This window comes from Pseudoalteromonas sp. Angola-30 (genome assembly GCF_028599215.1).
GTDB lineage: Bacteria > Pseudomonadota > Gammaproteobacteria > Enterobacterales > Alteromonadaceae > Pseudoalteromonas > Pseudoalteromonas atlantica.
The window spans coordinates 1-22,552 of the sequence record NZ_JAQREI010000015.1 but is presented as its reverse complement, the minus strand read 5'-3'; the positions used below and the strand labels follow the sequence as shown (position 1 = coordinate 22,552).

Here is a 22,552-nt window from a genome sequence, read left to right as displayed (position 1 = left end):
TTTACTCAGCCTACGATAGTTTTGTGAAATCTATTGTATGGTTAAGTAAAACTAAAATGAATTATTCCTTACCCCCGCGAATTTGCCGCACACTGCTTGTGCTATCACTTTTTGGCACGCTAAGCGCATGTACATTAACAAGCCCCAATGCAAACACGCAATTTGAACAAGTGGCGCAAAGTATTGTTGATTACCGCAAACGTGTTAATCCCTACACACAGCCTGAAGGGGTTGATGGCTATTTATTACCTAATTTATCGGCCGAATTTTTAAAGCAGCAATATGAGGAAAAAACAGCATTATTAAGTCGTTTAGATGCAATTGATAGCGATGAGCTTTCAAGTGAAAACAGTATTAACCTCAGTATTATTCGTGCGCAAGTACAAAACAGTGTTGATGAATATGTATTTAATGCGCACTACATGCCGCTAACTTCTGAGTATGGGTTCCATTCTAGCTTGTCTTATATGATTAATAGTTCGCAGTACAAGCAACCACAACAGTTAGAAACGTATTTAGCCCGCCTTGAACAAGTGCCGCGCTTTTTTGAGCAAAATATACATTGGATGAAAAAGGGGCTCGAAACGGGGCTTACTCAGCCACAAGCGGTATTAGCTGGGTATGAAGACTCAATAAGCGCATACATAGTAGATGATGTAACACAGTCAGACTTTTACTCCCCGTTTAAAACGAACACAGCTGGGCTAAGTGAAAACGACTTTAAAGCGATACAGCAAAAAGCTAAACGCATCATAAAAAATGATGTTATTGCCTCTTACAAAGCGTATTTAACATTTTTTACTACGCAATATCAGCCAGGTGCACGCACTACGATTGGTATTTCGCAAACCCCTAATGGTAAGGCATTTTATAAAAACCGCGCACAGTATTACACCACCACAAATATGAGCATTGATGAAATACATCAGCTGGGGTTATCTGAAGTGGCGCGTATCCGCAGTGAAATGCAGGAAATAATTAAAGAAGTAGGCTTTGAAGGCTCGTTTGCCGATTTTATCCACTTTTTACGTACCGATCCGCAATTTTACGCCACCACTCCAGAGCAGTTATTAAAAGAAGCTGCTTATATAGCTAAAAAAATGGACGCGCAGCTGCCTAAGTTATTTCATACACTGCCACGTATGCCCTATGGCGTTGCACCTGTACCTGCAAATATAGCCCCTAAATATACAACCGGTCGCTATGTTGGCTCAAGCCGAAGCGATCAAGCGGGTTATTATTGGGTAAATACATATGCGCTAGATAAGCGCCCATTGTATGTATTAGAGGCGCTAACCTTACACGAAGCCGTACCGGGGCATCATTTACAAATATCGCTTAATGCAGAGCTTGAAAACTTACCAAGCTACCGACGTGATGCCTACCTTTCGGCTTTTGGTGAAGGGTGGGGGCTTTATTCTGAATACTTAGGTATAGAAGCAGGCTTTTACCAAGACCCATACAGCCGATTTGGCCGTTTAACCTATGAAATGTGGCGTGCAGCTCGTTTAGTGGTTGATACAGGTATGCACATGTACGGTTGGAGCCGCGAGCGCGCTATGAACTTTATGAGCGAAAACACAGCGCTTTCATTACACAATGTTAAAACCGAAACCGACCGCTATATTTCGTGGCCGGGGCAAGCTTTGTCGTACAAAATTGGCGAGCTGACTATCAAGCGTTTACGCACAGAGGCCGAGCAAGCGCTTGGGCCACGTTTTGATATTCGTGAGTTTCATCATCAAGTATTGCGTCATGGTTCTGTGCCGTTATCAGTGCTTGAAGAGCAAGTTCGTTTGTATATAAAAGCTGAGCTTGAAAACACGCAAAGCTAATTATCTAAAGGTATAAACCTTGAACAACGAAAGGTGTTGTGTCATTTTGACGCAACACCTTTTTTATTTTTAAAAACAGCCATCAAGGGGCCTTGGATGAGCGATTTTATTATTTTTAGTATTGATGTATTTGCGAGTATTTTTATTGTTGCATTAGGATTAATTGTACTTACCGTTATTGTTTTTTATTTTCGTGATATTACTCAAACAAAGCATGCAATTAGGCGAAATTACCCGGTTATTGGTCGCTTTAGGTACTTTTTTGAGCGCCAAGGCGAGTTTTTTAGGCAGTACTTTTTTGCCCTCGATAGAGAAGAAATGCCGTTTAACCGAGCAGAGCGTAGTTGGGTGTATCGTGCTGCAAAAGATGTCGATCGTACCGCTGCATTTGGCTCCACGCAAAGCTTAGAGGTAACAGGTACAGTGATGTTTATGAACTGTGCTTTCCCTACCTTAGATGAAGAGGCGCTGGACCCAAGTAATGTAACTTTAGGCCCTTATTGTAAAACGCCGTACACCACTAACTCCTTGTTTAATATATCGGGAATGAGCTTTGGTGCGCTCTCAAAACCGGCTGTTAGAGCGTTATCAAAAGGGGCAAAATTAGCCGGCTGCTGGATGAATACGGGTGAAGGCGGGTTAAGTCCTTATCACTTAGAGGGCGGAGCCGATTTGGTGTTTCAAATTGGTACGGCTAAATATGGTGCGCGCGACGAGCTTGGAAATTTAAGTATTGATAAACTTAAAGAAATTGCGGCGCATAAAAACGTAAAAATGTTTGAGCTTAAATTAAGCCAAGGCGCCAAACCAGGTAAAGGCGGTATGTTACCAGGTAAAAAAGTTAATGCTGAAATTGCTAAAATAAGGGGCATCCCTGAGGGTAAAGATTCAATTAGCCCAAATGGGCACCCAGAGATCAAAAAGCCAAGCGACATATTAGATATGATTGCTACAGTGCGAAACGCCACAGGCAAACCTACCGGCTTTAAAGCCGTTATTGGTGATTACACTTGGCTAGAAACACTATTTGCAGAAATAAACCATCGCGGGCTTGAATCAGCACCGGATTTTATCACTATTGATAGTGCCGATGGCGGTACGGGCGCAGCGCCACAACCCTTATTAGATTCGGTAGGTTTACCGCTGCGCGAAAGCTTACCGCTGGTTGTTAATATGCTTGAAAAACATGGCTTAACAGGGCGGGTTAAAGTCATTGTATCGGGTAAGTTAATTGTGCCCTCTAAGGTGGCATGGGCGCTTGCTTTGGGTGCTGATTTTGTTGTTTCTGCGCGTGGTCATATGTTTGCGTTAGGCTGTATACAGGCCATGCAATGTAATAAAGACACCTGCCCAACCGGTGTAACTACCCATAACGAGCGGCTACAGCGTGGGTTAAATGTTGCAGATAAAGCCCAGCGAGTTGCCAATTATAATAAATATATTCATTACGGTGCTGGCTTAATTGCCCACTCATGTGGTGTAACGAGTGCGCGGGAATTAAGGCGTAAACACGTGCGTATAGTGCAAGAAAGCGGGCTGTCGGAGCCGCTCGATAAAATTTACGAAAACTACCAATAACAGTATTAGTATAAAAAAGGCGCTTTGGCGCCTTTTTTAATTTAGTTGGCTTATTAATAAACTAAAAAAGGCATCTTTGTTGTCACAGCTTTTGGCATTTAAAATAAGTTGCTCACCTAAGCTCAGCGTTTGTTTTTGTACTGCAAGGCGCGTATTTTCATCTTCAATGCTGTCAATATCTACCACATGCGCGAGCCCTATGGTGCGCCTAATTAGTTCTGTTCCACAATAACCTATGGCGTCTTGTAATACGGTTTTCATAAAGTACTGTGGGTAGCCCTCGGTATTAAGGGTGCGATCTGTGCTGTGGTTGGCAATTAAAGCTAACCATTGTTGCTCAAATAAATTATAGCTTTCAACAATGCAGCTAAGTAAATGCGTTTGATAGTTTCGTCGTGCTACAAACTCTTCAATATGCCCTGCTTGTGCGCAGTAATTTAATAGTAAATTGCCAATAAAAGAGCCTATATCAAAGCCAACAGGGCCAAAAAAGCCAAACTCGGGGTCAATCACTTTAGTGGTATTGGTATCTACAAAAATACTGCCGCTGTGCATATCGCCGTGCAGCAATGTTTGCGGGTTAGATAAAAAATTAGCTTTTAATTTCGCAACTTCTAACTTAAGTGCCGTGTTATCGCGCAAAGCGTGTACATGTGTAGTAAGTTGCTCGTCAAAGTGATTGCGTTCGTGATCTGTATACGGATCGCTAAAAAATAAATCTTCTGTAATTTGGCAAAGCTCAGGGTTAGTAAATTGCTGCACTAGGGCCTTTTTATGCTGGGCGGTTAGGTAAAAATCTGAATTATAAAACCCGGTATGGCTTAAATACGTAGCTACGTGCTCGGCTAACTTAGGAAATTGCTCCGCGTTATTCTGCGCAGTGCGCAATATTTTTAAGTGACCTAAATCTTCTAAAATAGTAAGTGCGTAAGCTTGGTTATAGTGCAGTACTTTAGCGGTGTTTTGTGGGCAAATAGCCCCATGGTTAAGTAACACTTGCGCCTCAATACGGGCTCTATCAAGCGTGAGCGGCCATGATTCACCTACACAACGAGCATAAGGCAGTGCTTGCTTTAAAATAATGCTGTTATGGTGCTCATCGCTAATTCTAAATACTAAATTAAGGTTACCGTCACCAAATTCGTACGCAGTTAAGTGTGCGCCAGCATTAAAAAAATCATACTGCTTAGAGTCAATTAGCGAATTTACATATTCAATTGCGCGCTGCGCATCAAACGCGACATAGTTAGCCATAGTGAGTTCTCAAATAACCTTTTTGGGCATTCTATACCTTTAAATGTTTAGATGTCTACAAGTCTAACTTGAGAGTTATTCAAACTGATGTAAAATACCCTTACGCATTTTATTTAAGCAGCCTCATCATGCAAAACCTAATCGCAAGCAGTTTAAAATATGAAAACGGCACATTAAGTGTGCTTGACCAGTATTTACTTCCTCATCAGCAGGTATGGCACGAATGCCATAGTGTTGAGACGATGAAGGAGCTGATCATCAGTTTAAAAATTCGTGGCGCACCATTAATAGGCTTAGGTGCGAGTTTGCTGGTTGCTCATTTAGCGCAGCAGGGGGGAACTCAAGCGGCGCTTGCAAAAGCAATTGATGAGCTTGAAGCCACAAGGCCAACCGCTGTTAATTTAATGCATTGCATGGCTACATTAAGAGAGGCCCTTAAAAGCGATGACTTTGTAGCAGCAGTGGTGTGCAGCGCAGAGCGCCTTTTTATTGAAGACATTGCCCTATGTGAGCGCATGGCAACGCGCGGAGCTGAGCTTATAAACAGCGGCGACAATATTTTAACCCATTGTAATACCGGCGCATTAGCGACTGCTGGTATTGGTACAGCATTAGGCGTTATTTACAAAGCGCAGCAACAACACGGCAATATACATGTGTGGGTTGATGAAACGCGGCCCTTGTTGCAAGGCGGGCGTTTAACCGCGTTCGAACTTGAGCACTGGCAAGTACCGTATACGCTTATTTGCGATAATATGGCAGCAAGCTTAATGGCCGCAGGCAAGGTAGATAAAATAGTGGTAGGCGCCGATCGTATTGCTGCTAATGGCGACTTTGCTAATAAAGTGGGAACTTATAATTTAGCTGTATTGGCGCATTTTCATGATATTCCTTTTTATGTTGTCGCGCCTTTAACTACGCTTGATACACAAACAGCTTGCGGTAGCGATATAGCAATAGAGCAGCGAAATAGCGCAGAGGTACGCGGCGTAAGTGGCAGTTTTGGTGAGGCGCTGTGGGCACCCACTGATGCCAATGTGTATAATCCCGCATTTGATGTAACACCTGCAAAACTAATAACAGCTTGGGTGTTAGATACCGGTGTTTACAATAAAAGTGATGTAGAGAGTGGGGCGTTAACAGCGCTTAAGTAGTTTTTAAACAGCGCCCCACTTATCCCTTTGTGGAGCGTATTACTTTTGCTATGCGAGCAACGGAAACTGCTTCGCAATTTCAGACTCGGTGCTTTTTGCAACCCAGCCCTCGGTATTATTAAATAATCGAATGGCGGTAAACTCTGGGTCGCTCCCCATATCAAACCAATGTGGTGTAAGAGTTGGGACCGAAATTAAGTCACCTTGCTGGCATAATACTTGGTAAATTTTGGCATCAATATGTAGGCAAAATAACCCTTGGCCTTTTACAAAAAAGCGAACTTCGTCTTCACTATGAGTGTGCTCAAATAAAAACTTTTCTCGCATTTGTGCCGCTGCAGGATTACCTTTTGCAAGCGAAATAACATCCACCGTTTGGTAGCCATTTTGCGCTTTTAAGCGCGCTATATCATTTTTATATGCTGCGATAATTTGCTCATTTGTGGTGTGCTCATTAATGGGTGCAGTTGCTTGCCATTGTTCAAAACGTACATTTACCTTTGCTAATTGCTGAGTAATTTCGCTTAAATCACAGGTGTTTACCAGCGCATTACTTGGATTGTTGTTAGCATAAATTGTTAATTGGCTCATGCAAATTGCTCCAATTTAACTGTGCTAAAGTCATGTACGTATGGGTGCGCGCTATGTGCTTGGCCATCACGTATTAAGTGCAAGGTGTTAAGCCCTGCGGCTTTGGCTGCATCAAGCTCACCTGCCACATCACTTAAAAACAAGATTTCGTTAGCACTAAAAGGGAGCTGGTTAACTATAGTGTTATAGGCTGCTTGCTCTTGCTTTGCGCCGACTTTGGTATCAAAAAAATCATTAAACAGGGGGCGTATATCGCCATAGTCACTGTATTTAAAGAGTAACTGCTGCGCCCTTACCGAGCCTGATGAATACACATAGAGTGCGGTGCCTTGAGCGTGCTGAGCTTGTAAAAACTCAAACGCATCTGCGTATAGGTGGCCTTTAAAATCACCGTGCTCGTAGCCCGTTTGCCAAATTAGCCCTTGTATTTGCTTCAAAGGGGTAATTTTTTTATCTTCTTCAATCCACTTTAGTAACACGCTAATGACATTTTCTATATCGGCATCTGGCTCATTAATAATGGCTTTAACAGCCGCTATTTGCTCAGCGACATGGGGTTTATTTTCGTTTAAGCGCATAAACGTTGCTAGTTGTTTAGCTGCATACGGAAACAGCACCTCTTTTACAAATGAGATACGTGTTATGGTGCCTTCAATATCAGTTAAAATTGCTTTTATCATTATTGCTGTGCCCCAATACCTTCTATTTTTAACCGTTCCAGCTCGCAACTAAATAAAAACTCTAACCCTTCTAAATGGCGAAGTGCTTGCTTGTAATTACGCCCTACTACATAAACGCCATGCCCACGAATTAACACTGCATGTTCAATGGGTGTATGTAAGTGGTGATCGCTAAGCAGCAAGCTTAAGCGGTCTATGTCTTGGTCGTTTTCAAAAATAGGAATGCTGAGCGTATCTAAATGCGAAGTTACCCCACTGAGTGACTTTTGCATTTCGTAACCGCTTAAATTTAATGCATGGCTTTTAATTACACGCGATAGTACGGTGGCTGCTACTGAGTGAGTATGCAGCACCACGTTTGCGTGCGGAATAAGCTTATACATGCCTAGGTGCAGTTGCGTTTCGGCCGATGGGTTGCCAGCACCTTTAGTGCGATTACCTTGATGATCAAGCTCAATGAATGTGTGTGTACCGAGTTGACCTTTATCAAAGCCGCTAGCGGTAACCACATACCCTGTTGCGGTGCGCGCCGAAAAATTTCCGCCGGTGGCGGGGACCCAGCCTTTTTGACTGATCCATTTTCCGGCTTCAATAAGTTGCGAAATAGCGGTATTGTTGTGCATACATTCCTCACCAATGAGTGTAATACCAATGCGTAATAATACTTAATGCATTTGAGGCGCTAAACCAAACGCGAGCTGCGTTTTTGCTACCTCAAAATAGCTCAGTTAATTAAGCAAATTGATATAAAGCTATTTAATTTTAGACGGCTATACTTCTGTTTTAAGCAATGATAGCATCGCTTTAAGCGCAAAACCATCATTAAGGGCCTGTCGTGTTTGAAAGTAAATTACCAAATTTAAGTGTTAGTATATTTAGCCAAATGAGTGGCTTGGCAAGTCAGCATTCGGCAATAAATTTATCGCAGGGTTTTCCTGAGTTTGATGCGCCAGAACTACTGAAAAACCAGCTAAATTTTTATGTTCAGCAAGGGGTTAATCAATATTCGCCATCCAGTGGTGTGCCCCGTTTACAGCAACAAATAGCAAATTTAGTTTCGCGTAAATACGCGGCTAATATTGATGCAGCTGAGCAAGTTACGGTAACGTCGGGCGCCACCGAAGCATTATTTGTGGCTATTCAAACTATAGTACGCCCCGATGATGAAGTCATTGTGTTTGACCCCGCTTATGACTCTTACCAGCCTGCCATTGAGCTTGCTGGCGGTAAAACAGTTCATATTGCATTGCATGCCCCCGATTATGCTATTGATTGGCAAGCTGTTCGCAGTGCAGTGAGCAAAAGCACGCGCGCTATAATTATTAATACGCCACATAATCCAAGCGGAAAAATACTTAAAAGCCATGATATAAACGCGCTTAAATCGTTAGTGAACGATCACGATTTATATGTAATAAGTGATGAAGTTTACGAACACATTACCTTTGATGGCGATAAGCACTTAAGCATGCTTTGTGATGAGCAACTACGTGAAAAAAGCTTTGTTATATCAAGCTTTGGCAAAACGTTTCACAGTACCGGCTGGAAAATGGGGTACTGTATTGCGCCTGCACCGCTTGCTATTGAATTTAGAAAAATACACCAGTATGTTACTTTTTCAAGTTTTACACCTGCACAACACGCATTGGCCGACATGCTTGAACAACAAGGCGAGCATGTCGATGAGCTGAGTAATTTTTATCAGCAAAAGCGCGATTTACTGGCACAGCACTTAAGTGATAGCCGTTTTAATATTTTACCAAGCCAAGGTACGTACTTTTTATTGCTCGATTACAGTGAAGTGTCTGATCTTAATGATGTAGATTTTTGCCACTGGTTGGTAGAGCAAGCTGGGGTTGCTGCTATTCCTTTAAGTGTGTTTTATAAGCAATCTTCAAATGATAAAGTGATTCGACTGTGTTTTGCTAAAAACGATGAAACCTTAATAGAGGCCGCGCAAATATTATGTCAACTTTAACGCTTACACTCGTTCAAAGTGCGCTGCATTGGCTTGATAAAGACGCCAATTTAGCCATGTTTGATAAAAAATTAGCAGCGATGAGCGCTCAACCTGATTTAATTTTACTACCCGAAACCTTCGCCACAGGCTTTGCTATTAATCTTGATTGCGCAGAGCCCGAAAATGGCAAAGTGCTGAGCTGGCTAAAAACCCAAGCACATAAACATAAAGCCGTTATTGCAGGTTCGGTTTTGGTTGCTCAAGGCGATAAAAAAGCGAATCGCTTTTATTGGGTGACCCCAAGTGGCGAGGTAAATTATTACGATAAACGTCATTTATTTCGCTTAGGCAGTGAGGGCGATTACGTTGTCGCAGGGCAAGCACGTAAAACGTTTGAAATTAACGGTTTTAAGTTACTGCCGCAAGTATGTTACGACTTGCGCTTTCCGGTTTTTCAGCGCAACAATAATGATTACGACGTAATGATAAACGTTGCAAACTGGCCTGCGGTTCGCCGCCATATTTGGGATACGCTATTAATGGCGCGTGCTATGGAAAATCTATGTTATGTAGTAGCTGTTAACCGTGTTGGCGACGATGGCAATGGTGTTGCGCACAATGGCGGCACGGCTGTATACGACTTTAAAGGCGATACAATCGCCAAAGCAAAAGACAATACACAAGAGTTACTTACCGTAACACTTGAAAAAGCACCGCTCGATGATTTTAAAGCCTCGTTTCCTGCTTATTTAGATGCCGACGCGTTTACCTTGGTATAAATCGCTAAGCATTAGCGCCTAGCCAATAAAGTGCTAAAATAGCCGCTGATATGTTTATTGGCGGCTTTATGAATACAACCCTTATTACACCGGTAATTTTAGCGGGCGGCATTGGCACACGGTTATGGCCGCTTTCTCGCCAAGCTATGCCTAAGCAATTTTTACCTCTGCTTGATAACAAACACTCACTATTACAAAGCACGTTAGCGCGTGTGTCGGGCAAGGAGTTTGCAAAGCCAATACTTGTTTGTAACGAGCAGCACCGCTTTATTGCTGCTGAGCAAAGTGCACAGGCCCCTCCTCATGCACTTTTGTTAGAGCCGCAGGGTAAAAATACCGCGCCGGCCATTGCGCTGGCAGCACACTACGCTTTACAGCAAGGCATAACAGGGCCAATACTGGTGATGCCTGCCGATCATCATATATCCAACTTTACTGAGCTCACACTTAAATTAAACGATGCAATTGAATTAGCCCAGCAAGGTATGTTGGTCACGTTTTCAATTACACCAACACAGCCCCACACTGGGTTTGGCTACATTAAGCAAGGTAGTAAAATAGCAGGCTCAAATTGCTATAAAGTGGCTGAGTTTAAAGAGAAGCCAAGCTTGGCTAACGCTGAGCATTATTTAACTCAAGGCGGTTATAGCTGGAATAGCGGCATGTTTTTATTTACGCCGCAAGCCTATTTAAATGAACTAGAACGCTTTGCCCCAAAAATTGCACACAGTGTAAGTGAGGCGGCTAATTTCTCTGACGATTTAGGGTTTACAAGGCCGGTAAGTGAGCCACTTAAAACCTGCCCAAGTGACTCTATCGATTACGCCATTTTAGAGCGCAGTAATAATGTAGCAGTATTGCCTGTTGCTCTTAATTGGAGTGATGTAGGCAGCTTTAGTGCCTTGGCTAGCCTTATTAAAAAAGATGCACATGGCAATAATGAATACGACAGCCATACCGCGCAAAATAGTACGAATAATTTTGTTATAAGCGAAAACGATCACAGCGTTGCTACCCTTGGGGTTAGCGACTTAGCTATTATTCATACCCACGATGCCACTCTCGTTGCCAATAAAAACAAGCTCGATGGTCTGCCTTTATTGCTCAAGCAATTAGCGGTTAGCCAAAGTGATAAACTCAATCACCATCAGGTTGTGTATCGGCCATGGGGCAATTACCGCACTTTAGTAACAGGGGCAGGTTTTAAAGTTAAAAAAATAACTGTTAATAGCGGTGCTAAACTTTCAACGCAGCGCCATCAGTATCGTGCAGAACATTGGGTGGTGGTATCGGGGATTGCAGATGTACGTATTGATAAGCAAGCATTAACACTTAGCCACGACCAATCTTGCTACATTGCAGCAAAACAAATACACAGCTTAGCGAACAATCAAAAAGAGCCGCTAATTGTCATTGAAGTACAAACTGGCACCGTACTAGATGAAAGTGACATAGAGCGTTTTGATGATAAGTATGGAAGGTTAGGTATTTAAATAAAGTGGTTTTCTAGTGATAAACTTAAGTAGCGAGGTTGTTGATTGAAATAAAAAGTTATTTAAAATACTATGTTGTCAGTTAAAATTATAGGGACGTTACATGGATAAATCTTTGATTACAGCTGTTCAAGTAGAACCTGGTGAACTCCTTCAAGGGTTACGCCAAAGTATAAGAGAATCAGGTGTTATTTATAAGTTTAGAGACTCAGAAACACTTATTTCAAACGAGTTGGAGAAAACTTTAAAAGAGACCGAACGTAAACTTACTGAAGCTGAAATTGCTCAACATGCTGCTCGCCTTTATAATAAGATAGCTACTCGGAGTGTTAAGTTTGGTTTATTAGCATATTCTCGTTATGCAGAGATGGCAAATAGAACAACAACAGAAGCTCTTTTGAAAGAAAAACACCGGCCGCAAAGAATGGCAAGATATATGTCTGCAACAGGAGCTGGTAAAAAGCCACCAAATACGGCTACCCATGCGATTGTATCTGGTACTCATGAGCTGGCGCGAGCTGCTAGAAAGATACTTGCTAAATTTAAAATTCGAATAGATGATCCAAGTAATGGAGTCTTTTTGCCAAAGAACGAAAACTACGTTCCTCACCCAGCTATGCCTGACGCTTCTAATCATGCAAAAATTCATACAGAGTTATATTATCTAAATATTACTAATCAACTATCGTTAGCAAACACACGTAGTGAATGTGCAGCGATTTTACAATCAATTGCTATATCGCTACAAAATGGAGTTTATGGGTACTAATGAGTAAAGTTATTTATAAAATCACGCCAAACGTTAACCATTACAGAGTCATATTTCCTGATAGCGAATCTTTATGTGAGCCTGACCTATGGAAGCCTGATGGTTCATCAAAAGAGTCAACATTAATAAATTTTAGTGCGCATTACAATCAAGAAAAAAAGACACCTATAGGTGATATTACAGCAATAAATTTACAAGGCCTTGCTATAAAAGAGCACGTAGCAAATGAACTGGCAGATATTTTTGAAGATTCGGGAGAGTTACTACCTTTCTATGTAGGTGATGAAAACTGGTACTTTTATAATGTCACTAGAACAATAAGGGGATTTTTGGATGTTGAAATGAGTACTTTTATGCTACCAGGTTTAAATATTGGATTACAAAAAGCGGTATTCAAAAAAGAAAAACTACCAAAGCATAGTTGTATATTTAAAATTCCAGAGGATCGATTTGAAGGTACTTATGTTCTTGACTCTCGTGTAAGTGATAGAGACATTTCTCTAAATCTATTTTGTGCTTTGCAAGCGCACGGCTTTACTGGGCTAAGCTTTGAAGAAGTTGCCAGGTTTGAATAAATAAACTAAAGCATCCAAGGTATATGCTTTTCAATGCTAACCCAACTGCCCGCGCACGTACTTTAAGTATTGTTCTAGGCTGCGCTGCCATAGCTCTAACGCCTCATCTAGCAGGTTATTATGGGGTTTGTTATCAAGCAGGCGGCGCTCTATTTTTTTAAGCTCAATACCATAACGGTTAAAGCCTAATTGCAACGCGGTGCTTGCTTGGCGGTGCAATAATTTAATGCACTGCTCTGGTTGCTGGTCAATAAGTTCTTGGCATCGGGTTAGTTTAGTCCGTGCTGAGAGTACAAATTCATTGTAAATCGACGACACTTCATCCTCACTAAATGAGCTAGTTAGCGTTTCTGCTGCGGTTTCGTCGTATAAGGTGTCTACTAGCTCTACAGCTATATTTGCAGTTTGATTGGATTGTGAATCACTCAGTGCTTGGCGAAGCTTTTGCTGCTTAATTGGTTTGCCTACTATGTCTTTTATTCCCAGAGCTAAGTATTCTTTTACCTCATCAGGGCTTAAGCTTGCTGTAAAAGCCAGTACGGGCGTGCGCTGGTTTTTATGCTCCAAACGCTGCAGTCGTTTTAATACTTCTTGGCCGGTAAAGTCTGGCAGGTTCATATCCAGTAAAATAACGTCAAAGTGATGCGTTTGCAGCAGTTCAATAGCGCTTTTGCCATCTTTGGCGAGCTTTATTTTATGCTCATCTTCGGCCATAAATTCAATGGCAATTTTTTGATTTAAATCTAAATCTTCGACTAGCAGTACTTCAAGGCCGGTTAAGTAGTCTTTGTTTTGATGTCGCTGCTCTACCAAACTAAGTTCCCCTAGCGTAAAGGTGATAGTAAAGCTAAATACGCTACCAGTGCCTAATTGACTGGTTATTTCTAAGCGGCTGCCTAGCTTTTCTAATAAGCGGCTGGTGATGGCAAGCCCAAGGCCGGTGCCGCCTTTTTCTTTGCCGGCGCTACTTTGTACGTAGGGTTCGGTTAAGTAGGCTATTTCGTCTTTTTCGATACCAGGGCCTGAGTCTTTAACGCTAATTTTTATGGTGTGCTCAAGCTGCCTGTCGCTTATTAAATCAACCTGAATTTTTACTATACCGTGGTCGGTAAACTTAATGGCGTTACCTACAAGGTTAATAATAATTTGCCTTAATTTTTGTTGATCGCAGTAGTAACAGGCTTGTTCAGGGATATTACATACCAGTTCAAACTTAAGTTGTTTTTGCTCCGCTAATGGGCTGAGCAATAAACATAAATTGTTTAACCAGGTTTTAAATTCAATGTCTTCTTCGTAAAGTGCTTCATCACTTTGATCTAGGCTTGCGTAGTCGAGCACTTTATCAACCAGTAAATTTAATGACTCGGCTGAATTAATGATGGCCTCACAATAGGCTTTATTGCGGGTGTCGGTGCTTTGGTTCATAACCAATTGGGCGCTGCCTAATATGCCATTAAGGGGGGTGCGAATTTCATGGCTAATCGTTGATAAAAACAGGCCTCTAATTTCTAAATCTTTTTGGGCTTTGTCGGCCAGCTTGTTAAGATTTTTTTCTCTGCGTTCATTACACAAAAGCGCCATACCGGCGGCATAAAACATAGGTGCAATAACGCCATTTAAAAACAGTAAGCTGCTAAACCATGGGCTTTGCAATAGCAGGGGTTGTTCAATATTAACCATAAATAGTGAGCGGCTAATAAAGCTCAGGCCAACTAAAGTTAATATTAAAATATAAACAATAGTACCGTTAGGATAGGGCTTTCGAGCATATTTAATAAATAAAAACAGCAAAAAAGCGGCTTCTGCAATGTGCTGTACATCCGAGACGTAAATACGCTCGCGTAAAGAAGGGTCAATAAAAGAATAATATCCCAACATTACTGCGCTAAACGCGGTAAAGGAGCACAGTAGCTTAAAGCCAATACCCCGATAATCTAAAAATTGGCATATAGCCAAGCTGTGCACAATTGATGCGCCAAACATCATACTGCTGGCAATACTAATCACAATAAGGTTGTGCGTTTTACCAATCAGCGTAAAGCCAATTACTGCGCCTAGTAATAAAACCGGGTAAAAAATATAAAGCAGAGTACCTGGGGTACTTTTGTTGGTACGCCATGTTAAAAAGTTAAGAAGGGTCATAACAATAATAACGGCAATGCTGGCAAAAAAGAGGGTAAATGAGTCGAGCATAGAGGTTCCAGCAATGGGTACTTTAAATAGAGTAATAAAAAGCGATTAATTTAACAAGCATGCAGCATAAACAAAAACAGGCACCATAAGTGCCTGTTTTTAAATTACGAAATTGATTAACGAATTTCGTCTGGAATGTTTTGTTGAGCCCAAGATAGTAGCTCAATACGGTTACGACATTTAGTTTTTCTAAATGCGCTGTATAAATGTGTTTTAACTGTGTGCGGGCTGATGCTTAAATCTTCAGCAATTTCTTTGTTTTTAGAACCCTTACTCATTAACGAGATTATTGCTTTTTCTCGTTTAGTGAGTTTAATTGGCTCTATATCGCCTTCGGTCAGCTTGTGTAGTGCGTCTTTATTAAACTGCAGCATGCGGTTTAATGCATTACACATAATGTCACGTCTGTACCAAAGCTGATCTTCTAAAAGTAAGCGAATACCTTTCATTAATACATCAGCGTTATCTGTCGTATAAAACACGCCACGAATACCGCTCAACAGCGCGCGGTTAGCGAGCTCTGGGTTTTCGTCTAGGTTAAATAATACGATATCGCACTTGGTGCGCAGGTTAACTAGCTGTTCTTTTAGTTTACCCCATGCATCGTTACTTGATGTTTCAATGAACAGTAATCGAGTCCCTTCTGGTACATCTAAAATATTTGTACCCGTGGTTACGTCAAGGCCTTGCGTTTTTAACAAAGGTTCTAAAACGTTAATGCCAATGGTGTTAATTGGCTCTTGATCTAATAACAAAAAGGCTGAACTGCTCATGTTTTTATACTCTTTTTATAAAGCTGACTAGTTAAGTTTATCACGACTTCCACACCTTTTGTATTAGAAAGTCGGGTTTCGCCTTGTGAACAAGTACGATTTTACGATTATTTAAACATAAAATGTTGCAAATAAGTAATTATTTTTCACTTTATATACATGATAAACCATAACATTTGTAACTAGCTAAATACTAATAATTCCAGTGAATTTTTATTATTAAATTTTTAATTTTTTAGCTTCTTGATACGGAGGCCAGCCCATTTCTTTGCCTGCAAGCATATGTAAATGTATGTGATACACGGTTTGCCCGCCGTGTTTATTGCAGTTCATTACGACTCTGTAACCATCGTCACTAAAGTTAAATTGCTTGGCTAATTTAGCAGCAACCTCGTATAAATTTCCAACTAAATGTGAGTTTTCGCTGTTAATATCATTGATAGTAGCAATTGCCTTTTTTGGAATAATTAACACATGAAAAGGGGCTTGCGGGTTTATATCTTTAAATGCAAGGGTGGTGTCGTCTTCGTAAATAATGTCGGCAGGAATTTCGCGGTTAATAATTTTTGTAAATATTGTTTCTGTGCTCATAATCGTTTCAGTGTAAGGGTTGAATTTAAAGTCACTAATGACAAATTTTGTTTGCAGTGTCAAACTCAAAACAAATAAAGGAGTTTTTATGCGTAAACCAATGTTAATAACTGCAGCTGCGGCACTATTGATGAGTATGTCAGTAAGTGCCGGGAATATTCACTTCCCTGAAGAGTTAGTGCCTTTACAAGTCGGCGAAAGAGTGATTGAAAGCTCTCTATTTAGCCGCGTTGACGACATTGAACTTGCCCCTGGGTCTTATCGATTAAAATTAAAATACACCGATTTATACGAGCTAGGCTTTGACGACCATGAGGTAATAGAGTCTGAACCGTTTTGGGTAGATATTACTATTGACGATAACAAAGACTACGACATGGTGTTTAATCGTGCCGATAACGCGGTATCAGCGAAAATATTTGCTGAGGCACCACAGGTAAGTTTAAAAGCAAAGGGCGCGTCTGTGGCACAGCCGCTTAGTGTTATTTCAAATACACAGCTTGCAAGTCAAAAGCCTGCTTTACAAAATACGGTGCCAGCGGGTCCAACGCGTCCAAGCCAACCTATTAAGCCTATTGCGCCTATTAATGGCAAAGGCATGCCAAGTGCACCGCAAATGCTAGAATTTTGGTGGCAGCAAGCAACGCTTGCTGAGCGAAAGGCCTTTTTAGAAAAGGTAACGAACCAAGGCGTTGAATAATAAACTTATCTCAAGCTAATAATGTTAAGCGCTAACTGCGCTGAGCTTAGTTACAGTATTAAAAAAGGCCGATAAATCGGCCTTTTTTAATAGTTTTGCTGTTTTACCCTAAAGGTCTAAACACCTTTTGGGGTGGCACAGGTTGGCTATTTATCAAATAAAGCGTCAATGGTGCCTTGTGCAAGCGGGTGGTAGCCTGGGCGTGCTTTGATGTATACATCATGTGCCCACTCACGCTTACCATTTTTAATAAGTGCTTTGTATAACGGCACAATTAATTTACGGCGGCCAATACCTGATAAGTGCTTATCAAGCGCTGGGTAAATAGGTTGGTAACCATTACCTACCGCTAGCATAAACCATGCAAACGCGCGCTCTGCATTGGTTGATTGCGTTAAGTTAAATTGCTTATCAAGCTCGCTCATTTTATCTAAGCTTAAATCACGTGGTAGGTTATTTAAAAAGTGTAACCACTCGTGCACTGTCCATTGAGCCGTAGGTAATTGTGCTGCGCTTGTTTCACCTTTTAACCATGCTGCGCTTGCTGTATCTACTTTATCAAACGCATCCGATGTGGGGTTAGGCGCATCGCTTGGTAAACCTGGCTCAAAAATCCACTCATTCACTTTATCCATGCTTACAACGCCTGGATATTTTTCAATTAAGTTAGCTTTTAAATAAGTAACAAATTGCGCAGTGGTCAGCGATTTAAATGCAAACTCATTAAAGTAGGTCTTAACAAAGTCATCAAACTTATCACGGCCGTATTTTTCTTCTAGGTAGATTAAAAATAGCTGCCCTTTAGTGTATGGCACTGAGCTAAATGCATCATCTGGATCGCGGCCATTAAGTTTTAAATTAAGGCGCGTATCGGGTGCATCAATGGTTTTAAGCTGAGCACGTAAGCCTGCTGCATCTAAAGCTTGCTCCATTACGGCGCGGTCGCGGCCAAATACTTCTTCCATGATGCGGTTTTCAACGTAAGAGGTAAAACCTTCGTTTAACCATAAATCTTCCCACGTAGCGTTGGTAACTAAGTTACCAGACCAAGAGTGTGCAAGCTCATGCGCAATAAGGTTTACTAAGCTTTTATCGCCAGCAACTACGGTAGGGGTAATAAACGAAAGACGCGGGTTTTCCATACCACCAAACGGAAAGCTAGGCGGTAACATTAATAAATCGTAACGGCCCCATGCATACTCACCATACATTTCGTTGGTTTTGTCGATCATGGCTTGGGTGTCGTTAAACTCGGCAACCGAAGCGTCTAAAATTTCAGGCTCGGCAAATATACCAGTTTGTTTTGACATGGCTTTAAATTCTAAATTACCTGCACCAATTGCAATTAAGTACGGCGAAATAGCTTGAGGCATCTCAAAGTGGTAGTCGCCATCTTTGTATAGTGCGTCTTTGTTATCGGCGCTCATTACGGCACGTATATCTTTTGGTGTATGAATACGGGCAGAGTAAGTAACGCGCATGGCAGGGGTATCTTGTACTGGTAACCAGCTACGAGCGTGAATAGCCTGCGATTGGCTGTACATAAACGGGTGCGTTTTGCTGGCAGTTTGCTCTGGTGTTAGCCATTGCAGGCCAGATGCTTCTGGGCGGCTGTTGTAGTAAATACGTACTTTTGGCGCTTGGCTTTTTAAAGTAATTGTTAGTTTTGAGCCTTTAACATCATCGCGATCTGCCAGTGTAAATTTAGCTTTGTGCCAATCGCCCGAGGTGTCTTGGTACATTACTTTATCAATGTCTAAGTCGCGGGTATCAAGTACCAGCTTTTTACTCGTGTCATTGTTCCACTTTAGCGTGTGCTCAACAAAACCTTCTAATTGCTTGTCGGCAAAATCGACATCTAAATCAAGGTTTAAGTGTGTTGTTACCACATCATCTAGGTTGGCGTATGAGTTTTGATCAATCGCGTTTGCCATTGCTTGCGAGCACATACCGGCCATAGCGAGGCTTAAAAAAAGAGGTTTAATTTTCATAAAATACCCTGAACACTAATAATAAGTGCAGGTTTTATATCATGATTGATACAGCGGGTTGAGTGATTTTTACATTCTTTGCGACAATAAGGTAAACTACTGCGATTAGTTACCAGTACACTCAGAGACCTTTGTGGCGCATTCATTAAAACCTTTACATACCTTTGCACTAAACAATCAATGCCAGCATTTTGTTGAAATAACCTCGGTTGAGCAACTTAAAGCACACCGTTTTAGTGCTCCGTTTTGTTTATTAGGGGAAGGTAGCAACACAATATTTTTAGAAAACTACGCAGGCACCGTAATTAAAATGGCCACTAAGGGCATTACTATTACCGAGCGTGAAAATGATGTATTAGTGAGTGCAGCTGCGGGCGAGAACTGGCATAAGCTAGTAAGCTATTTACTTGATAAAAATATTGCAGGGCTTGAAAACCTAGCGCTTATTCCGGGCACTGTTGGGGCGTCGCCGGTACAAAATATTGGTGCTTATGGTGTTGAGCTTGCTCAATTTGTAGAGTCGGTTGAATACATTGATATAGCCACAAAAACCAAGGTGACTTTAACTAACGCACAGTGTGAGTTTGCTTATCGTGACTCTATTTTTAAACATGCTTTAAAAAACAAAGCGGTGATCACTCAAGTCAATTTGGCGCTCCCTAAAATGTGGCAGCCAGTTTTAAGTTATGGCCCACTCAAAGTATTGCAAAATCCCACCCCTAAAATGGTATTTGAGCAGGTTATTGAAATTCGTAACGCTAAGCTGCCAAACCCATACACTTTAGCCAATGCGGGTAGCTTTTTTAAAAATCCGATTATTAGCAATGCGCGTTTAGAAGCGCTGCTTGTGCGGTTTGGTGATTTACCGCATTACCCCTATGGGGAAAACCATCACAAAGTGGCGGCAGGTTGGCTAATTGACCAAGCGGGCTTGAAGGGCTTTACAGTAGCAGGGATTGAGGTGCATCAGCAGCAGGCGCTGGTATTAGTTAATCATGGTGATAGTAAAGGAAGCGATTTAATTACTATGATCACGCATATACAAAATACGGTGTTTACACGTTACGGCATAATGCTAGAGCACGAAGTAAGGCTTATAAACACAAATAGTGAATGCCATATTACTACGGAGCACGCGTAATGAAAGCACCAGATGGAAATAAACTAGCTATATTAAACGCACTTAACCAAGGTGGCTTTGTATCGGGCCAAGTCCTTGGCGAGCAGCTGGGTATAAGCCGTGCTGCAGTAAGTAAACATATTCAAACACTGCAAGGCATGGGGCTCGATATATTTAAAGTGACGGGTAAAGGTTACAGTTTAAACAATGCGGTGGGATTGCTAAACCAAGCCGATATAACCAAACATTACCATGCATTAGGTGCCAATACAGCCCAAGTGGAAGTACACCCTATTATAGATTCAACCAACAGTGAGCTAATGCGCCGTATTCAAAATAAAGTCACGCTTGAGTCTGGCACTGTTGTGGTTGCCGAAATGCAGCAAGCCGGGCGCGGAAGGCGAGGGCGGGTATGGCAATCTCCATTTGGCGCCAATTTATATTACAGTTATTTTTGGCGCTTAGATGATGGCCTGCAAGCTGCTATGGGTGTATCAATTGCAGTAGGGCTTGCGGTATACGATGCTATAAAAGCACTTTACGATATAGACATTGAACTTAAATGGCCAAACGATATATACATAAATAAGCAAAAACTAGCCGGAGTATTAGTTGAGCTAGATGGGCAACCGCAAGGCCCTTGTCAGCTAGTCATTGGTATTGGCATAAATCTACACATGCCGCAAAACACCAGCGAACACATTGACCAAGCATGGACAGATTTAAGCCAACACACCACCGCGCTTGATAAAAACCAGTTAGTTGCTTCGCTTACCTTTTATTTAGAGCAGCGTTTGGCAGATTACCAGCAAGACGGGCTAAACAGCATGTACGCACAGTGGAACGCCCTAAACGCCTTTGCAGGAGAATGCGTAGAGCTAAATACGGGGCACAGAAGCTGGCGGGGTATTTGTGAGGGTATTGATCAGCACGGCGGAATACGTATTCGCCAAGACGGCGAAGTTAAAAGTTACTATGGCGGCGAAATCTCGTTAAGAAAGGCCGAATTATGAAACTGCTAATAGATGTAGGTAATACGTCATTAAAAGCGGCCTTATGGCGCGAGCAACAAGCAACGCCCGTTTCTATGAGCGACGTGCCGTGGCAAGCAATAACTGAGGTTGTGTATGCTTGTGTAGGTAACAGTGAATTATTAAATGACGCGCTCACATTAGCCGCCAAAAAAAGTATTCCGTATTTTGAGGCGCATGTTAGTAAAAATCTCAGTGGCTTAAGCTGCGCATATGAACAGGTTAGCAATTTAGGTATTGATCGATGGCTTGCGCTGGTGGCAGGTTTTACACTTTACCCTAACACACCATGCATTATTGTTGATGCTGGCACTGCAACCACTATTGATGTACTGAGCGGCGAAGGCGAGCACTTAGGAGGCTGGATATTGCCCGGCCTTGACTTAATGACTCGCTCATTAACACAAAATACTCAACGCGTGTTTGATGATGCCAATACCCCCTTTTTAAACGAGCTAGGTAAAAACACACCCAATGGATTAAAAAATGGCGCGCTGGTGGCAACATTAGGCGCTATTGAACAGGCCAAATATCAACTTAAACACGTAACAGGCGAACAAAAACCACAAATTTTGTGCGCCGGTGGTTACGGTTTGCTGTTACAGCAACAAATAAGTGGCAGTATTTTTGATTCTTTATTGGTTATGAAAGGATTAAATTATTGGCATGAGCTAAGTAAAAACGACGAAAAACAGCAAAATTAAGCACTTTTGCATGAATTGTGAGCATTTAAGCTAAAAAATTACATTTTTTTTAATTTTATAGTTGCATCATAATAAACCTTACTCTAATATCTCGCCCCGTACTAAAGCAGTGCCGACTTAGCTCAGCTGGTAGAGCAACTGACTTGTAATCAGTAGGTCAACCGTTCGACTCGGTTAGTCGGCACCACTTTCCTTTTACCGAAAGTGAATTAGTAAAGAATTATCGTGGAGGGGTTCCCGAGCGGCCAAAGGGATCAGACTGTAAATCTGACGGCTCAGCCTTCGCTGGTTCGAATCCAGCTCCCTCCACCACTTTATTCTTGACGGTTAGAGGTAGTTTAAGAACAGGTTCCTAAAGCGGGCATCGTATAATGGCTATTACCTCAGCCTTCCAAGCTGATGATGCGGGTTCGATTCCCGCTGCCCGCTCCAATTATGGTGTTGCTGATATAGCTCAGTTGGTAGAGCGCACCCTTGGTAAGGGTGAGGTCGGCAGTTCAAATCTGCCTATCAGCACCAGTCATATGAATCTCCTTGAATACTTCCTTTATCTGTCAGAAAAAACTATTTGAAATTTGAAAAAATTAAATTAATCTACCTCTGGTGGATTATTTTCATATGTAATCTAGATACACAAAACTGATAGGTTCCGTCATGGCAAAAGAAAAGTTTGAACGCGTAAAACCGCACGTAAACGTTGGTACAATCGGCCACGTTGACCACGGTAAAACTACACTAACTGCAGCAATCACTAACGTACTTGCAAAAGTATACGGCGGTG

21 protein-coding genes and 4 tRNA genes are annotated in these 22,552 nt (G+C 41.7%); 17 read left to right on the top strand and 8 right to left on the bottom strand.

Annotation, left to right across the window (positions count from 1 at the left end; translation table 11 throughout):
* Nucleotides 1-56: 56 nt before the first annotated feature.
* Nucleotides 57-1,835 carry a DUF885 domain-containing protein gene (locus PSH54_RS16025; protein WP_273606580.1) on the top strand — a complete coding sequence of 593 codons (1,779 nt, stop codon included), beginning with the start codon at nt 57-59 and terminating at the stop codon, nt 1,833-1,835.
* Nucleotides 1,836-1,931: 96 nt separating this feature from the next.
* Nucleotides 1,932-3,413, top strand: coding sequence for an FMN-binding glutamate synthase family protein (locus PSH54_RS16020; protein ID WP_273606579.1), 1,482 nt, complete (start codon nt 1,932-1,934; stop codon nt 3,411-3,413).
* Nucleotides 3,414-3,449: 36 nt separating this feature from the next.
* Here the strand turns inward: PSH54_RS16020 and mtnK are convergent, their stop codons facing one another.
* Nucleotides 3,450-4,667 (bottom strand): S-methyl-5-thioribose kinase, encoded by a 1,218-nt coding sequence (gene mtnK / locus PSH54_RS16015; RefSeq protein WP_126008583.1) that lies wholly within the window; start codon nt 4,665-4,667, stop codon nt 3,450-3,452.
* A 128-nt stretch (nt 4,668-4,795) separates the two neighbouring features.
* Here mtnK and mtnA point away from each other — a divergent pair, with 128 nt between their 5' ends.
* Nucleotides 4,796-5,821 (top strand): S-methyl-5-thioribose-1-phosphate isomerase, encoded by a 1,026-nt coding sequence (mtnA, locus tag PSH54_RS16010; protein WP_273606578.1) that lies wholly within the window; start codon nt 4,796-4,798, stop codon nt 5,819-5,821.
* Between the two features lie 48 nt (nt 5,822-5,869).
* Here the strand turns inward: mtnA and PSH54_RS16005 are convergent, their stop codons facing one another.
* From PSH54_RS16005 to PSH54_RS15995, 3 genes are read right to left on the bottom strand one after another with little or no spacing between them, the layout of a single operon-like run.
* Complete coding sequence (locus tag PSH54_RS16005) at nt 5,870-6,412, bottom strand: 1,2-dihydroxy-3-keto-5-methylthiopentene dioxygenase (RefSeq protein ID WP_029772882.1); 543 nt, start codon at nt 6,410-6,412, stop codon at nt 5,870-5,872.
* Entirely contained in the window at nt 6,409-7,092 is a 684-nt protein-coding gene (gene mtnC, locus PSH54_RS16000; protein WP_096042480.1) for an acireductone synthase, read from the bottom strand. The genes PSH54_RS16005 and mtnC overlap by 4 nt, the downstream gene beginning before the upstream one ends.
* The gene (locus PSH54_RS15995) at nt 7,092-7,715 is read right to left on the bottom strand and encodes a methylthioribulose 1-phosphate dehydratase (RefSeq protein WP_273606577.1); all 624 of its coding nucleotides are present in this window, start codon (nt 7,713-7,715) and stop codon (nt 7,092-7,094) included. Before PSH54_RS15995 ends, mtnC begins: the two co-directional genes overlap by 1 nt.
* A 212-nt stretch (nt 7,716-7,927) precedes the next feature.
* Between PSH54_RS15995 and PSH54_RS15990 the strand changes: the two genes are divergently transcribed.
* The 5 genes from PSH54_RS15990 to PSH54_RS15970 all read left to right on the top strand — a co-directional run bounded on the left by PSH54_RS15990 (nt 7,928) and on the right by PSH54_RS15970 (nt 12,668).
* On the top strand, nt 7,928-9,070 hold the full coding sequence (locus PSH54_RS15990; RefSeq protein ID WP_273606576.1) for a methionine aminotransferase: 1,143 nt from the start codon (nt 7,928-7,930) through the stop codon (nt 9,068-9,070).
* Entirely contained in the window at nt 9,058-9,831 is a 774-nt protein-coding gene (locus PSH54_RS15985) for an amidohydrolase (protein ID WP_055255456.1), read from the top strand. Before PSH54_RS15990 ends, PSH54_RS15985 begins: the two co-directional genes overlap by 13 nt.
* Before the next feature lie 68 nt (nt 9,832-9,899).
* Complete coding sequence (locus PSH54_RS15980; protein WP_273606575.1) at nt 9,900-11,324, top strand: mannose-1-phosphate guanylyltransferase/mannose-6-phosphate isomerase; 1,425 nt, start codon at nt 9,900-9,902, stop codon at nt 11,322-11,324.
* A 103-nt stretch (nt 11,325-11,427) separates the two neighbouring features.
* The gene (locus PSH54_RS15975; RefSeq protein WP_096740310.1) at nt 11,428-12,093 is read left to right on the top strand and encodes an AHH domain-containing protein; all 666 of its coding nucleotides are present in this window, start codon (nt 11,428-11,430) and stop codon (nt 12,091-12,093) included.
* Nucleotides 12,093-12,668, top strand: a complete 576-nt coding sequence (locus PSH54_RS15970; protein WP_096740309.1) for a hypothetical protein — start codon at nt 12,093-12,095, stop codon at nt 12,666-12,668. The genes PSH54_RS15975 and PSH54_RS15970 overlap by 1 nt, the downstream gene beginning before the upstream one ends.
* Before the next feature lie 36 nt (nt 12,669-12,704).
* On the opposite strand, the gene PSH54_RS15965 is transcribed toward PSH54_RS15970, so the two are convergent.
* From PSH54_RS15965 to PSH54_RS15955, 3 genes are all read right to left on the bottom strand, one after another.
* The gene (locus PSH54_RS15965) at nt 12,705-14,861 is read right to left on the bottom strand and encodes an ATP-binding protein (protein WP_273606574.1); all 2,157 of its coding nucleotides are present in this window, start codon (nt 14,859-14,861) and stop codon (nt 12,705-12,707) included.
* A 116-nt stretch (nt 14,862-14,977) separates the two neighbouring features.
* Nucleotides 14,978-15,634 (bottom strand): helix-turn-helix transcriptional regulator, encoded by a 657-nt coding sequence (locus PSH54_RS15960; RefSeq protein WP_004587492.1) that lies wholly within the window; start codon nt 15,632-15,634, stop codon nt 14,978-14,980.
* Between the two features lie 219 nt (nt 15,635-15,853).
* A complete protein-coding gene (locus PSH54_RS15955; RefSeq protein ID WP_004587493.1) occupies nt 15,854-16,225 on the bottom strand; it encodes a histidine triad nucleotide-binding protein in 372 nt (123 codons plus the stop codon).
* A gap of 88 nt (nt 16,226-16,313) precedes the next feature.
* Between PSH54_RS15955 and PSH54_RS15950 the strand changes: the two genes are divergently transcribed.
* Complete coding sequence (locus PSH54_RS15950; RefSeq protein ID WP_273587904.1) at nt 16,314-16,925, top strand: DUF2057 domain-containing protein; 612 nt, start codon at nt 16,314-16,316, stop codon at nt 16,923-16,925.
* Nucleotides 16,926-17,071: 146 nt separating this feature from the next.
* On the opposite strand, the gene PSH54_RS15945 is transcribed toward PSH54_RS15950, so the two are convergent.
* Nucleotides 17,072-18,916, bottom strand: coding sequence for a M1 family metallopeptidase (locus PSH54_RS15945; RefSeq protein WP_029774313.1), 1,845 nt, complete (start codon nt 18,914-18,916; stop codon nt 17,072-17,074).
* Nucleotides 18,917-19,049: 133 nt separating this feature from the next.
* On the opposite strand from PSH54_RS15945, the gene murB reads away from it, so the two are divergent.
* From murB to PSH54_RS15905, 8 genes are all read left to right on the top strand, one after another.
* A complete protein-coding gene (gene murB, locus PSH54_RS15940) occupies nt 19,050-20,057 on the top strand; it encodes a UDP-N-acetylmuramate dehydrogenase (protein ID WP_273606573.1) in 1,008 nt (335 codons plus the stop codon).
* The gene (gene birA, locus PSH54_RS15935) at nt 20,057-21,049 is read left to right on the top strand and encodes a bifunctional biotin--[acetyl-CoA-carboxylase] ligase/biotin operon repressor BirA (protein ID WP_273606572.1); all 993 of its coding nucleotides are present in this window, start codon (nt 20,057-20,059) and stop codon (nt 21,047-21,049) included. The genes murB and birA overlap by 1 nt, the downstream gene beginning before the upstream one ends.
* Entirely contained in the window at nt 21,046-21,771 is a 726-nt protein-coding gene (locus PSH54_RS15930) for a type III pantothenate kinase (RefSeq protein ID WP_121638133.1), read from the top strand. The genes birA and PSH54_RS15930 overlap by 4 nt, the downstream gene beginning before the upstream one ends.
* Before the next feature lie 111 nt (nt 21,772-21,882).
* Nucleotides 21,883-21,958, top strand: a tRNA-Thr gene (locus PSH54_RS15925).
* 40 nt (nt 21,959-21,998) lie between these two features.
* Nucleotides 21,999-22,083: transfer RNA gene (locus PSH54_RS15920), tRNA-Tyr, on the top strand.
* 45 nt (nt 22,084-22,128) lie between these two features.
* Nucleotides 22,129-22,203: transfer RNA gene (locus PSH54_RS15915), tRNA-Gly, on the top strand.
* A gap of 11 nt (nt 22,204-22,214) precedes the next feature.
* Nucleotides 22,215-22,290: transfer RNA gene (locus tag PSH54_RS15910), tRNA-Thr, on the top strand.
* 135 nt (nt 22,291-22,425) lie between these two features.
* The coding region (locus tag PSH54_RS15905; protein ID WP_033023824.1) for a GTP-binding protein at nt 22,426-22,552 on the top strand (127 nt) is incomplete at its 3' end.

What these genes read in the sequence shown, in the direction of transcription:
- PSH54_RS16025 (WP_273606580.1), top strand. Translation starts at nt 57, where the DNA reads ATGAATTATTCCTTACCCCCGCGAATTTGCCGCACACTGCTTGTGCTA.
- PSH54_RS16020 (WP_273606579.1), top strand. Translation starts at nt 1,932, where the DNA reads ATGAGCGATTTTATTATTTTTAGTATTGATGTATTTGCGAGTATTTTT.
- mtnK (WP_126008583.1), bottom strand. Translation starts at nt 4,667, where the DNA reads ATGGCTAACTATGTCGCGTTTGATGCGCAGCGCGCAATTGAATATGTA.
- mtnA (WP_273606578.1), top strand. Translation starts at nt 4,796, where the DNA reads ATGCAAAACCTAATCGCAAGCAGTTTAAAATATGAAAACGGCACATTA.
- PSH54_RS16005 (WP_029772882.1), bottom strand. Translation starts at nt 6,412, where the DNA reads ATGAGCCAATTAACAATTTATGCTAACAACAATCCAAGTAATGCGCTG.
- mtnC (WP_096042480.1), bottom strand. Translation starts at nt 7,092, where the DNA reads ATGATAAAAGCAATTTTAACTGATATTGAAGGCACCATAACACGTATC.
- PSH54_RS15995 (WP_273606577.1), bottom strand. Translation starts at nt 7,715, where the DNA reads ATGCACAACAATACCGCTATTTCGCAACTTATTGAAGCCGGAAAATGG.
- PSH54_RS15985 (WP_055255456.1), top strand. Translation starts at nt 9,058, where the DNA reads ATGTCAACTTTAACGCTTACACTCGTTCAAAGTGCGCTGCATTGGCTT.
- PSH54_RS15980 (WP_273606575.1), top strand. Translation starts at nt 9,900, where the DNA reads ATGAATACAACCCTTATTACACCGGTAATTTTAGCGGGCGGCATTGGC.
- PSH54_RS15975 (WP_096740310.1), top strand. Translation starts at nt 11,428, where the DNA reads ATGGATAAATCTTTGATTACAGCTGTTCAAGTAGAACCTGGTGAACTC.
- PSH54_RS15970 (WP_096740309.1), top strand. Translation starts at nt 12,093, where the DNA reads ATGAGTAAAGTTATTTATAAAATCACGCCAAACGTTAACCATTACAGA.
- PSH54_RS15965 (WP_273606574.1), bottom strand. Translation starts at nt 14,861, where the DNA reads ATGCTCGACTCATTTACCCTCTTTTTTGCCAGCATTGCCGTTATTATT.
- PSH54_RS15960 (WP_004587492.1), bottom strand. Translation starts at nt 15,634, where the DNA reads ATGAGCAGTTCAGCCTTTTTGTTATTAGATCAAGAGCCAATTAACACC.
- PSH54_RS15955 (WP_004587493.1), bottom strand. Translation starts at nt 16,225, where the DNA reads ATGAGCACAGAAACAATATTTACAAAAATTATTAACCGCGAAATTCCT.
- PSH54_RS15950 (WP_273587904.1), top strand. Translation starts at nt 16,314, where the DNA reads ATGCGTAAACCAATGTTAATAACTGCAGCTGCGGCACTATTGATGAGT.
- PSH54_RS15945 (WP_029774313.1), bottom strand. Translation starts at nt 18,916, where the DNA reads ATGAAAATTAAACCTCTTTTTTTAAGCCTCGCTATGGCCGGTATGTGC.
- birA (WP_273606572.1), top strand. Translation starts at nt 20,057, where the DNA reads ATGAAAGCACCAGATGGAAATAAACTAGCTATATTAAACGCACTTAAC.
- PSH54_RS15930 (WP_121638133.1), top strand. Translation starts at nt 21,046, where the DNA reads ATGAAACTGCTAATAGATGTAGGTAATACGTCATTAAAAGCGGCCTTA.